Source organism: Salinivirga sp. (assembly GCF_055145285.1).
Genome location: NZ_JBSRDC010000038.1, coordinates 28,190 through 40,935, shown reverse-complemented (window position 1 = coordinate 40,935; position 12,746 = coordinate 28,190). Strand labels below are relative to the sequence as shown.

Here is a 12,746-nt window from a genome sequence, read left to right as displayed (position 1 = left end):
TAAATTTTATGCTAATGCTTAGGACCTCGCTTGTTTTTACATTTTCCTTTGTAATACTTTTTACCTATAGTGTGGCGGGGTCTCCACACCTTGATTCTTTATCTGTCTACTATCATCAGGACGATTATAAAAATGCTTTACGGTTGTTAACTCAAACAGACACCACTGCTTTGTCTGACGAAGAATACGTGGACTACTGTATTATCGGTGCAGGGGTGTACCATTTTAAAGGTAATTATAATAAGGCACTTGAATTTTATGAGCGGGGAAAGAAGATTAGATGGCTTAACAAAAAAGAAGAAATAAAAATTCGCCTGGCCGGTTTTAAGACGTACATAGAAATTGCCGACCGTAAAAATGCTGAACCTCTTTTTTTGGAGCTTGAAAAGAAAATCAGCAAATACCCGGCAGATTCCTCTACAATTTTAAAATACCATTTATTAGCAGTAAATTATTTTGGTTTGATTGGAGAACGCGATGAGTCGATGCAACGGGCCATTAAAGCCCTTGAACTTATTGATGCTTCCGGAACCCTTGCTAATAAAGCTTCTGTTTATATCACTATTGGAGAGATAATGAGAACCAATAATAAATTAGATAAAGCCTTAAAATATTACGCAGAAGCTGAAAAAATTGCAAAACGGGAGAAGCTTTATAATGCATTAGGTAAAATATACAACAACCAATCTTTAGTTGCAAAAGATCAGGGTGATACGATTAAAAGCCTTGAAAAACTCGAGCATAGTGCAGGAATGTACCGAATTGGGAGGGGAGACGTGGCAGCAGCTCCGGCCTATTATAACCTGGGATTGCAATATATTGACATCGGGGAGTATGAGAAAGGGCTTAAGTACATCAGAAAAGTGCTCGATATGGGAATTTCGAATGGGTTTGATAAGGCAAAATATTTTGGTTTTTATGGTATGGGGCATTACTATGATAAACTCAGTATTTTTAAAGAAGCCGAGCATTATTATTTGAAAGCGCTCGAAATGGCCAAAACACATAATAATCCTCCCAATACAGGTAGGGTATATGAAGCACTGTATGCTTTGTATAAGAAAAATAATGTACCTGGTAAGGCTTTAAAGTATTATGAATTAAATGCAGAGATTGTAGATAGCCTTAAGTTAGTTGAAAATGAAACCGTAATTGAAAACCTTGAAGCTAAATACCAGTTAGCCCAAAAAGAAAAAGAGAACAAAGCTTTGAGGCTCAAGCAAACCCGGCAGCGGTTGTCTTTCTTTATTGGTGGTGGAGTTATCTTGATATTGGTTATTGTGCTCGTATTCTTATATGTGACTCTGCGTAATAAGCACAGGCAAAACAGGTTGTTGGCTCTGCAGAAAGAGCAAATAGACAACAAGAATAATCAGCTTAATGAGTTAAATGATGCCGTGCTGGAGCAGAAAAAACAACTGGAAGATCTCAATCATATAAAAGACACAATGTTTAGTATTATTGCACACGATCTTCGGAGTCCGCTAAGTTCAGTCTATATGCTAATGCGCATGGTAAATGAAGAAGGTTTGGATACCACGAGAGGCTTGGAGATGGCTAAAGAGTTGTCTCGGGAAGTTAATCAGTCACTGTTTTTGTTAAATAATTTAATGATATGGGCCAATATTAACATTAAAGAGGTTCAGCCATATTTCGAGTCATTTTCAATTGCCAGCGTTATTGATGAGGCAATAAGCTTTTTTAATAATGATATAGAATTTAAAAAACTCGATGTTCGATACGATATAGATCCGAAATTAAAGGTTTGGGCAGATTTAAATATGACACAATCGGTACTCCAAAATTTGTTGTCGAATGCCATAAAATTCAGTAATGAGGCTGGTAAAATTGATGTGAAGGTTGCACTGAAAGAAGAAAAAATGCTCATTACGGTAGAAGATTATGGCTCGGGCATAGTGCCTGAGAAGCTGAAAGAGATTTTCGACCCTGCTGTTAGGTTGCAGAAAGGGACTTTGGGCGAACGAGGTGTTGGGTTAGGCCTGAATATATCGAATATTTATGTGGCGGCAATGGAAGGTGAACTCAATATAATTCCCAAAGATAAGGGTACACGGGTAGAGTTATGGCTTTTGCCGGGTGAATAGTTTAAAAATAATTTAATTTTATATAGGTGGTTTGCTTACCTGTTGGTTAATCTTTTGTTTCTTAATCGATTGCCGTTGCCCGGCTAAGTTTACAAAATAAACACCAGCAAAAACCAGAGCTGTTGATATTACTTTAAGCCACGTGAGTTGGTCCTGCACCATAATAATGGCTACTATGCTGGCAATAACCGGCTGGGAGTATATGTAGGTGCTGGCAAGCGTGGGGCTTACCCATTTCATTGCAACGATATTAAGTAAATAGGCCAGGAATGTGGTGAAAATTACTACGTAGCCAATAGAAAGCCAGACTTCTGGTGTGAATGTGGAAAAATCTGTAAGAGTAAATTGATGAAATCCAACCGGAATGATAATAAACGATCCAAAAAGGAAAACCCATTTAATTACCGTGAGGGGGTGATATTTTTTCATTAAAGGTTTTACAAGTACCAGGTACATTGCGTAAGAGCTTGTGTTTCCAAGCATGAGCAAATTGCCGATAAAATGTTCAGAATCCAGCGATATTTTTCCGGCGGAGGTTATTAATAAAATGGCTCCCATTCCTCCCAAAATAATGCCAAGTGTTTTGCGCCAGGTGATGCGCTCACCAAGCAATACAAGGGCTGCAACTAATACCACAATCGGATTGGCTGTCATTATTATGCTGGCATCTATTGGTGTGGTGAAGTTTAATCCGGCAAGGAACATCATTTGGTTAAATGCAACCCCAAACATGCCGCACAGCGCTAATCGGTAAAGGTCTTTTCGTTTTACTTTTTCTTTTACACCCAAAGAAGCAAATGTCCAAAATAGTAATACGCCTCCAAAGGCCCGCATTACAACCAATGCAAAAGGGCTTACATAATCCGGCATAATCCATTTTGCTACTGAATAATTAACTCCGTAAATGAGGTTGGCTCCTAAAAGGGCGGCATGTGCCAATAGACGTTTGCTCATTTTTATAAATTCTGCGGTAAAAAAACATAAAACTATTAACTTGCGCTGCATGACAGACAAAAAATGTACAAAAAAGTTTGCCGAAATAATATTACCGCTTGCCGCCGCAGGTACATTTACATACCAAATTCCGGATGGTGTTGGTGCTGTTAGTGTTGGGAGTCGGGTGCTGGTAAATTTTGGCAAACAAAAAATGTATGCAGGTATTGTAAGGTCTGTGCACAACAATGCGCCTGATTACGAGACCAAGCCATTGTCAGATGTGCTGGAGGAAGAACCCATTGTGCCAGAAATTGCATTAAAATTCTGGGAATGGATGGCGGAATACTACATGTGCAACGTTGGTGAGGTGTGCGAAGCTGCGCTGCCTGCGATGTTCAAAATTCATAGTGAAACACGTATTTATGCTATAGAAAAAACGCTCCCCGAACTTTTGAAGCAGCATGATGCCCGAATTTTATTGCAACTTATTATAGCTCATGAAGAAATACGTATAAAAGAACTACAACAACACTTCTCGCCTCATAAATTAATGCGGCTTATCAAAGAACTTGCTGCAGAAAAATATATTGGAATTCGGGAAGCTGTAAGTGAACAATATAGACCTAAAATTAGACGAATATTACAATTAAATTACACACTGGCAGGTAAAAGTAATATTGATACAAAAGCGTTGAAGCGTTCTCCTGCAAGAAAAAGAGTACTGGATTTTTTTTGGGAGGTGCAAAGTGCCAGCAACCGGAAAGAGGTAAAAAAGCAAGCCAACGTCTCCGATGCAGTTATAAAGTCGCTGATTGATATAGGATGGCTAAAGGAGGAAGAACAAGTTGTTGACCGCATGGCAGAAAAAATTGCCGCACCCGAACCACTTCCACAATTATCTGCTAAGCAAGCCGAGGTGGTTGAGGAAATTTTGGCGGAATGGAACAAAAACAAACCAACATTATTATATGGAGTAACCTCAAGTGGTAAAACAGAGGTGTATTTTCATTTAATATCCCGATTAATACAGCAGGGCAAGCAAGCTTTGGTATTGCTGCCTGAGATTGCACTAACCGGACAGTTGGTGCATCGTTTCCGGAAAGTTTTTGGTGAGAAGGTTGCCGTATACCACTCACGGATACATGCTGCGCAGCGTGTGGAAATGTGGCACAATGTGCGCAAAGGAGAGGGTTTTCAGATAATTATCGGACCCAGGTCTGCCATATTTTTACCTTATAAAAATCTGGCTTGTATTATTGTTGATGAGGAGCACGACCGGTCTTATAAACAGCAAGACCCTGCTCCAAGGTATAATGCCCGTGATGCTGCAATTGTATTGTCGAACTTGTACAAAGCTAATGTGGTTATGGGTACAGCCACACCATCGCTCGAAAGTCTGGCGAACCATAAAGCAGGAAAATATTCGCTGGTTAAACTTGTTGAGCGGTTTGGTAATTTTACCCATCCTGATATTGTTGTGGTTGATTATGCCAAATGGTGGCGAAGGCACCAGGTTCGGGCGCATTTAACCCCGATATTGCTCAATGCCCTCACTGAAGAGCTGGAAGCGGGTAAGCAGGTTATTTTATTTCAAAATCGCCGGGGGTTTAGTCCTTATCTGCAGTGTTTCGATTGTGGACATATACCAATTTGTCCCCACTGCGATGTGCGTCTGACTTATCATAAAAGAGATAACCGGCTGGTATGCCATTATTGTGGTTATTCAGCTCGCAACTCGGGTAAGTGCGTGGAGTGTGGCAATGTAAACATGAAAACAATGGGTTTTGGTACTGAAAAAATCGAAGAAGAGTTACGTACCATATTACCAGAAGCTCGCATAGCAAGGTTCGATCAGGATGCTACCCGACGTAAAAACAGTCATGAGCGTATTATCGGACAATTCGACCAGGGCGAAATCGATATTCTTGTTGGCACACAAATGGTTACAAAAGGCCTCGACTTTAGAAATGTTAATTTAGTTGGGGTACTAAATGCCGATAATTTGTTTAGTTTTCCGGACTTCCGATCCTTTGAGCGAAGCATGCAACTTTTGATGCAGGTGTCTGGCCGGGCAGGACGCCACGCCGCTAATGGGAGGGTTATTATTCAAACATCACAGCCTGAACATGCAGTAATCAAGTATTTGCAAAAGGGTAATTACGGCTTTTTTGCAGAGCATGAATTACAACAGCGGCACCAGTTTGCCTATCCGCCTTTTACACGGATATTGGCCGTTACAATAAAACATAAAAAATATGATGTGTGTAACAGAGCAGCTGAATTACTGGCCTCAAAATGTAAAAAAATTAATGGATTGAAAGTTTTGGGCCCACAGGCGCCTGTTATTGGTCGTATTCAGACCTATTACATAATGGAGCTTACGCTAAAAATGGAGCGGTCGGCGCAAACCCTGGAAATTAAGTCGGGAGTTAATAAAGCCATTGCAGAAACCCGGCAGACAGAAGGCTTGAAGAGTGTGATTATAAATCCTGATATGGACCCTTATTAACGTTTTTTAATGTAGTCGCGTATCATTCTTTTGAGTTTGTTGCTATCTATTGGTTTGGTAATAAAATCAGTGCATCCGGCTTTTATGGCTCCTTGTCTTGAGCTACCTGAGGCATAGGCAGTTTGGGCTATTATGGGTATGTGCGGATCGCTTTCCCTGATGCGTTTTGTGGCATCAAGTCCGTTTAGCACAGGCATTTTAATGTCCATCAGAATCATGTCAAGTGCATCGTTGTTGAATCTTTCTATAGCTTCAGCTCCATTTTTTGCGTAGATAATATCTATGTTTTCGTTATTAAGTAACTCCTGCAAGTACAACCGGCTTGTGTTGTCGTCCTCAACTATTAATAATCTTAATTTTTGGTTTATATCAAGACTTTCTTCCGTTGTTGTGGGATGGGTTGGCTTTTGGGTTGGTTTATAGGGAAGCGTAAAGTAAAAGGTGGAGCCTTCTTCTACTACGGAATCTACCCATATTTTTCCTCCCATTGCTTCTATAAAGGCTTTTGATATGGCCAGGCCCAGGCCACTTCCTTCTTCTTCTCTGAAAGGTGTGTCTTCTACCTGCCTGAAGCGGTCAAATATTGCTTTTTGGTGTGCTGCCGGTATGCCTGGCCCTGTGTCTTTTATCCAAAATTTAAGTTGCTCATTGATGAGCTGATACCCAAAATCGATTTGTCCTTGTTTGGTGAACTTCAGTGCGTTTTTTAATAAATTTGTTATAATCTGCTCAAGTTTTTCTCCGTCTGTTTTTATCGTAGCTTCTGCTGTTTTCAAGCTGTTTTTGTGTTTAAAATGTAGTTTTTTGTATAAGGCCTCCGGTTTAAAAAAGTCATATATGTCATCCATTAATTCATTGAGGTTGGTGTTGCGCTCTTTTATTTCCATTTGCCCTGCTTCAATACGTGAAATATCAATAAGATCGTCTATGAGGGCAAGCATACGGCGGCCGCTTTTTTGAATAACATTGAGGTATTTTTTTTGCTTTGTGGCTGTCAGCTTTTCTGATTTGAGTAGGTTGGCAAAGCCCAAAATGCCATTCATCGGGGTTCGTATCTCGTGGCTGAGGTTGCCGAGGAACACGGTTTTAAGGCGGTCGCTTTGTTCGGCTTTTTCTTTGGCAATTTCAAGTTCGGCATTGATTTCCTGAATTTGATGCAATGTTTCTGACAGTTCTTTGTTTTTTTGTGCCAACTGGCTTTCTGCAAGTTTACGTTCCGTGATATCCCTGCCTGTGCCAACAATGGAAATTACATTGCCATTGTTGTCTTTTATGGCGGAGTCTTTCCATTCCAACCACCGCCATCCGTGCTTTGTCATTGCTCTTTGCTCAATTCTGCACTCGTATGGGGGCCTGTAAAGAGCCTTCATAGCTTCCATTGTCGATGCTTTATCGTCTTCATGTATGAGCGGCACAAAACTATGACCCAGTAGTTCTTCTCTGCTTTTATCAAATAGCTTACAGTAAGAATCACTTACAAATTCAAATAATCCTTCATTATTTACTTTAACCACCAGGTCGCGTTGGTTTTTTATAAGCAAATGATATTCTTTTTCGCGTTTATTAAGTGTCTCTTGTATTTTTTTTAGTTCGGTGATATCCTGAATGGTACCAATTACTACATTTTTTTCTTTGTTGTATTCAGCAATAGAGTAAATGTGTGCTATTTTGCCATCTGCAGGTCGTTTAACCTTGAACTCAACTTCGTAATGGCTTGTGCCGGCTATTAGGTCGCTTAAAGCTTTGTTTAGTTTGGGCCTGTACTCAGCCAGTGGTATTGTTTGTACGGTTTTTATGGTCATTTTCTTATCCGGGTTCAAACCGTAAATCTGATAAGCTTGTTCGGATGCATCAACTTCATTTGTATTCAGGTTAAATTCCCAGCTGCCTATTCTGCCAATTTTTTGGGCTGTTTTAAGTCGTTGGGTTTTTTCTTTGAGTTGCTGCTCAGCTTTCCAGCGGTCGGTAATGTCTTCTACCAGCCCCATACCTGCTACAACCTGATCTTGCTGGTTGGTAATTGCCTTGAATAGTATGCGTACAAATGTTGTTTTTTTGCCGGTCACAGATGTGTACCAATCTTCATATTTCGCTGAGCCTTTGTCTAATGAATGGTTTACAGCACTTACGAGTTTTTTGTTTGGGAGTTTATTCATATCGAGACCACAAAGCACTTCGTGTGATGAGCCTATGATATCTACAAAATTGTTGTTGCAGGCTGTAATTACTCCATTTGTGTTGTAGTGCAATATTCCAATTGGAGCGGCTTCAAATATGGTGCGGAATTTTATTTCGTTTTCCCGAAGGGTTTCTTCCATCTCTTGTTTTTTGGTAATATCCTGTACCGTTCCGCGTATTTTTATCAGGTTGCCGTTTTTATCTTTCACCGGTGTTGCCACCGATTGTACATAGATTCTTTCATTGTCAATTTCCCGAAACATTTCATATTCTATTGCTTCCTGCTCAAAGTTTTCGTCATGGCTTTTCTCAATTAATTGCATTAAAGCTGCATTTACTTTATCGCGTTCCGGAATATTTTGCTGTACTCTTTCAATTGGGAATTTTAGCCCTTCTTTAGCACTTTTTGCGGATTTAATTCCATATATTTTTACGGCTTGCTCACTACCCCAAAAATCCATTGTAACCGGATCGAGCTCCCATATTCCAATTTTGGCCAACTTTTGTAATTGCTCCCATTGTTCAAGTTTCTTTCGCTGTGTGGTGTCTGCATCCGAATTAGCATAATCGATAATTAAGGCAACAACTTCTGGATCGTGGTGCTCTTTTGCTGGTATCGGTATTGCCTGAAGGCTAATGGTAGTGGCTTTATTGTTTTGTTGGTCTCGTAATATTAAAGTATTTGTGCTTGTTGCCTTTTCGCTGTTTAAAGCCGTTGTGTAAGGCAATTCGGCATCATTGATTTCTTTTCCGTTTGTATCTGTTAAGATATACCTTTTCTTATCAGGAAATACAATTGGTAATTCTTTCTTTTGTACACCTAATATTTCTTCAGCTTTAGCATTGAGCTCTGTAATTTGTTTGCTGCTATTTTGGATTACAATGCCCTTGTCGAGTTGGTTGAATAAGGTTTTGTAAATATAGTCAGTTGGTTTATGTTCCCCCATAGGTCAGGCATTGTATTTTTAAAAATATTAATATAATCAATAACTGTTTGTGAAACAAATTAATTTGATTGATCTAAACGCTTATGAAGTGCTTTTGGCTTCAATGGTGTCTATTCGAGTAATATGCCTGCTTTTTCCATTTCGGCCCAAAATTCCGGATAAGATTTTGATACCACCGTTGGGTCATCAATTGCTATTTGCTCAATTATAGTACTCAGTGGAGCCGCAGCCATGGCTATGCGATGATCTCCTTCTGATTTAACCTTAATCTTGTCCGGGAAAGCCTGGGGGTATTCTGTCACGGTAACGTCGTCTTCTCCTATGCGTATTTTAATTCCCAAAGCATTGATTATTTGTTCCACGGCTTTTATACGATGACTCTCTTTAATGGCGAGGTTGGCTGTACCTGTTATTTTGAAAGGCCGTTTTTGTGCCGTAGCGGCCAGGGCCACAGCAGGAAAAAGATCCGGTGTTTGACGTATGTCGATCTCGAGGGGTGTGCTGCTTTTGTAGCCTTTTTGTTCCAGGGTGATGTGGTTTGCTCCAAAAGAAGTATCAACGCCCAACTTTTGAAATATTTGTATTACGGCCTTGTCGCCCTGATGCGATTCTTTATTTAAGCCAAATAGTTTTATCGATATATCAGGGTTTAAGGCGGCAAGTTCATACCAAAATGCAGCACCACTCCAGTCGGCTTCTACGGAATAATTGGCCGGTTGATAGCTTTGATTTGGCATAACAGCTATTTCCTCTTCGTGCTGAATAGCCTGTACCCCAAACTGACTCATGAGCTCTAATGTGAGATTGATATATGGCATGGAGCGTTTTTCACCTTTTAACCTTAGTTTTAATCCACTTTCGAACATGGGAGCAATCAGCAATAGAGCAGAGGCGTATTGGCTGCTTTTGGATATATCAAGCTCAACCTCGCCGCCTTTCATCTTAGTGCCTGTTAATGTAAGCGGAGCGTATCCTTCTTTGTTGTCGTATGTTATTTCGGCCCCCATTTGAAGTAAAACATCTACCAGGTCCTTCACCGGCCGCTGCTTTATCCGGTCAGATCCGGTAATTTGCCATTTCCCTACAATTCCGGCAAAAAATGCAGTCAAAAAGCGCAGGGCAGAGCCGCTGTCATGCACATCGAAGCGGTTGGTATTGGAGTGCAAAATTTCATACATGACTTTTACATCATCGCAGCGGGAAAGGTTTTTAAAGTCAGGAAGAAAATTACCAACAGCTGCTATTATTAAAAGTCGGTTACTTACACTTTTTGAGCCGGGTAGTATAGTTTTAATTTTGGTTTGTTTAGGTTCGAATTTTATGATTGGCATAATGATTTTAGGTGTTTAAATGATTCATGAATAAGTTTTTCCGATACAATCTGATCAATTACATATTTCCCGGGGGCCCGAAGCAATGTGAACCGGATCTTTTTACCAAAGTTTTTTTTGTCTTGTTGCATAATTGCCATAAGGTCGTTTACATCTTCACTGGTAAATACAGGCTCGGGAAAATATTTTGTGACCAATTCTGTTGTCTGATTCAGGTATGTTATATCCAGCGAATGCTGTTTGTGCGAAATAAATAATTCAGCAATGGTTCCCCAGGCAACAGCGTTACCGTGAAGCATAGGTTTTCCCGTTTTATGCGATATGGCTTCAAGGGCATGACCAATTGTGTGTCCAAAGTTCAGTGCTTTGCGGTCTGCCTTTTCATAGGGATCAATGGAAACTATTTCTTCTTTTATGGCCATGTTTTCTCTTAAAAAGCCGAGGAATTGTTCACTCTCCAAATCAGGATTGGCAAAATTTAGCGTTTTTTGAAATGCATCTTTGCTTTTAATTAAACCATGTTTTAAGGCCTCTGCATATCCTGACAAATAATTGGTGCGATCAAGCGTTTTTAAAAATCCGGGAAATACGATAAGCTCATCAGGTTGATTGACCACACCGACCTGATTTTTCATATGACCCAGGTTGATGCCGTTTTTTCCACCTATCGCTGCATCAATCATGGCGAGCATGGTTGTAGGGAGGTTCAAAAAATGAATGCCTCTTTTATAGGTAGATGCAACAAATCCCCCAAGGTCAGTTATCATGCCGCCACCCAGGTTTATCAGTAATGAATGCCTGTCTGCACCGCGTTTGTTGAGCTCATTCCATAAATATATGCACGTATCTATATTTTTTGTAATTTCGCCAGCATTAACTGTTAAAGTGCCCGATATTTTTTGAAGAACAGCTTCATTCAGTAGCGGAAGACAGTGCTTTTTGGTGTTATCATCTGCTAAAACAAAGACGGAGCTGTAGCTGTTCGAATTTAAAATATCATTAAGCTCGTTATTCGGATCTTGGGTAAATATCATTAAACTAAATATTATGGATTTTAATAATACAAAGATAGCGTTTCAGGACAAAAACAATACTGATTTAAATCGAGCTACATTATTATTTCGCACAATGGAAAAACCTTGGATGGTTAAAACCGGTAAAATTATGCTGCAGGTTGCGCTAAAAACAAGGTTTCCAATCGGCTGGGCAATGAAGCCAACCATTTATCGGCATTTTGTTGGTGGAGAAACACTAGAAAAATGCCAACCCGTGGTGGATAGACTGGCAAAATCTAATGTAAAATCGATATTGGACTATTCAGTCGAGGGGACCAGTACCGAACAAGGTATTGAAAATGCATTACAGGAAACCTTGAATTCTATAGAAAATGCAGGAAAAAATGAAAATATTCCTTTTGCAGTATTTAAACCAACAGCCATGATTGATACGGCTGTACTCAAGAAAATTTCTTTTAACCAAAAAACAACGGATGATGAAAAGCTTCAATACAAAGCTTTTGCCGATCGCATTGACCGCCTTTCAGCTGCTGCCGCTAAAAATAAAGTAAGGTTATTAATCGATGCCGAAGATTATTGGTTTCAGGATGCCATTGATCACGTGGTGCATGAAATGATGGAAAAATATAATAAAAATGAGGTTGTGGTTTTTAATACGCTACAGATGTATCGAACAGACCGGCTTGATTATCTTAAAGGGTTAATTGCAAGGGGTAGAGAGAAGCATTTTTATGCAGGTGTGAAATTTGTACGTGGAGCCTATATGGAAAAAGAGCGAGCACGGGCAAAAGAAGAGGGTTACCCTTCTCCGATAAACCCAGACAAAGCTACTACAGACAAAATGTATGACGATGCACTGCGGGTGTCTATGGAAAATATTGATGTTTTGCATCTTTTTAATGGAACCCATAACGAAGATAGCAGTATTCTTCTCACAGAACTTATGGCAGAACTGGGTATTGCAAAAAACGATAAACGTGTTTATTTCTCACAACTTTATGGTATGAGCGATCATATTAGTTACAATCTGGCTGAAGCTGGTTATAATGTTGCAAAATATATACCCTATGGGCCTGTCAGACATGTTGCACCGTACCTTATTCGAAGAGCAGAAGAAAATACTTCTGTTGCCGGGCAAACCGGAAGAGAACTTTCATTAATTTTGAAAGAAAAACAACGTAGAAAAGAATTATAAAATGGAAATTGAAAATAGGAAGAATGCCCGGCGCATAAAACTCGTGTTTTTTGCTATTCCTTTCCTCTTTGTGCTTATAGCCGCCCCGGTGCTGATGTTTGATGTAGATGCCGGATTCGAAATTATTGTCGGGCTTGCCGTGTTTATTGCACTTCTGTACCTTGGTTTAAATATGTTCGGATACAATTATCTGAAAATAAAAGTTGATAAAAAATCGCTTGTAATAAAATATTTTGGTTTGGCCCCGATAAATAAAGAGTATAAAGCATTCAAGGTCAAAGCAAACGAAGTGCATGATTTTAAAATAAAACCCCAATTGGCCGGCCTGAAGAAAATGTTAATCGTTTATCGAAAGGACCACGGAGAAATGTATAAGTATCCTGCTGTAAACGTTAATGCGCTCAATAAAAAAGATTTAAATGAATTGGTGAAGGCCCTTACTGTGCTGGTGAAAATTAACCGTGGGTTAACATAAATAGTCGTGTGTCTCCTTATTTTTGCCCTAATACTTACATCTAAATAATTAGTT

General features: G+C 39.6%; 8 protein-coding genes. 4 read left to right on the top strand and 4 right to left on the bottom strand.

Annotated features, from left to right (window positions below):
* Positions 1-14 precede the first annotated feature (14 nt).
* Positions 15-2,105 (top strand): ATP-binding protein, encoded by a 2,091-nt coding sequence (locus ACTB0Y_RS07450; RefSeq protein ID WP_463206185.1) that lies wholly within the window; start codon positions 15-17, stop codon positions 2,103-2,105.
* Positions 2,106-2,123: 18 nt separating this feature from the next.
* Here the strand turns inward: ACTB0Y_RS07450 and ACTB0Y_RS07445 are convergent, their stop codons facing one another.
* Positions 2,124-3,059 (bottom strand): DMT family transporter, encoded by a 936-nt coding sequence (locus tag ACTB0Y_RS07445; protein WP_463206184.1) that lies wholly within the window; start codon positions 3,057-3,059, stop codon positions 2,124-2,126.
* A gap of 49 nt (positions 3,060-3,108) precedes the next feature.
* Here ACTB0Y_RS07445 and priA point away from each other — a divergent pair, with 49 nt between their 5' ends.
* The gene (gene priA, locus ACTB0Y_RS07440) at positions 3,109-5,550 is read left to right on the top strand and encodes a replication restart helicase PriA (protein ID WP_463206183.1); all 2,442 of its coding nucleotides are present in this window, start codon (positions 3,109-3,111) and stop codon (positions 5,548-5,550) included.
* On the opposite strand, the gene ACTB0Y_RS07435 is transcribed toward priA, so the two are convergent.
* The 3 genes from ACTB0Y_RS07435 to ACTB0Y_RS07425 all read right to left on the bottom strand — a co-directional run bounded on the left by ACTB0Y_RS07435 (position 5,547) and on the right by ACTB0Y_RS07425 (position 11,040).
* Positions 5,547-8,675 (bottom strand): PAS domain-containing hybrid sensor histidine kinase/response regulator, encoded by a 3,129-nt coding sequence (locus tag ACTB0Y_RS07435; protein WP_463206182.1) that lies wholly within the window; start codon positions 8,673-8,675, stop codon positions 5,547-5,549. The two genes, priA and ACTB0Y_RS07435, sit on opposite strands and share 4 nt — an antisense overlap.
* Positions 8,676-8,785: 110 nt before the next feature.
* Positions 8,786-10,006, bottom strand: coding sequence for a 3-phosphoshikimate 1-carboxyvinyltransferase (locus tag ACTB0Y_RS07430; protein WP_463206181.1), 1,221 nt, complete (start codon positions 10,004-10,006; stop codon positions 8,786-8,788).
* On the bottom strand, positions 9,994-11,040 hold the full coding sequence (locus ACTB0Y_RS07425; RefSeq protein WP_463206180.1) for a 3-dehydroquinate synthase: 1,047 nt from the start codon (positions 11,038-11,040) through the stop codon (positions 9,994-9,996). Before ACTB0Y_RS07425 ends, ACTB0Y_RS07430 begins: the two co-directional genes overlap by 13 nt.
* 13 nt (positions 11,041-11,053) lie before the next feature.
* Here ACTB0Y_RS07425 and ACTB0Y_RS07420 point away from each other — a divergent pair, with 13 nt between their 5' ends.
* Both ACTB0Y_RS07420 and ACTB0Y_RS07415 read left to right on the top strand, forming a co-directional pair.
* Positions 11,054-12,217, top strand: a complete 1,164-nt coding sequence (locus tag ACTB0Y_RS07420; protein WP_463206179.1) for a proline dehydrogenase family protein — start codon at positions 11,054-11,056, stop codon at positions 12,215-12,217.
* Between the two features lies 1 nt (position 12,218).
* Positions 12,219-12,692: a hypothetical protein gene (locus tag ACTB0Y_RS07415; RefSeq protein WP_463206178.1), complete on the top strand. Its 474-nt coding sequence runs from the start codon at positions 12,219-12,221 to the stop codon at positions 12,690-12,692.
* The last annotated feature ends 54 nt before the right edge of the window (positions 12,693-12,746 follow it).

Bases quoted from the DNA above. Each gene is read 5' to 3' on its own strand.
- ACTB0Y_RS07450 (WP_463206185.1), top strand. From the start codon at position 15: ATGCTTAGGACCTCGCTTGTTTTTACATTTTCCTTTGTAATACTTTTT.
- ACTB0Y_RS07445 (WP_463206184.1), bottom strand. From the start codon at position 3,059: ATGAGCAAACGTCTATTGGCACATGCCGCCCTTTTAGGAGCCAACCTC.
- priA (WP_463206183.1), top strand. From the start codon at position 3,109: ATGACAGACAAAAAATGTACAAAAAAGTTTGCCGAAATAATATTACCG.
- ACTB0Y_RS07435 (WP_463206182.1), bottom strand. From the start codon at position 8,675: ATGGGGGAACATAAACCAACTGACTATATTTACAAAACCTTATTCAAC.
- ACTB0Y_RS07430 (WP_463206181.1), bottom strand. From the start codon at position 10,006: ATGCCAATCATAAAATTCGAACCTAAACAAACCAAAATTAAAACTATA.
- ACTB0Y_RS07425 (WP_463206180.1), bottom strand. From the start codon at position 11,040: ATGATATTTACCCAAGATCCGAATAACGAGCTTAATGATATTTTAAAT.
- ACTB0Y_RS07420 (WP_463206179.1), top strand. From the start codon at position 11,054: ATGGATTTTAATAATACAAAGATAGCGTTTCAGGACAAAAACAATACT.
- ACTB0Y_RS07415 (WP_463206178.1), top strand. From the start codon at position 12,219: ATGGAAATTGAAAATAGGAAGAATGCCCGGCGCATAAAACTCGTGTTT.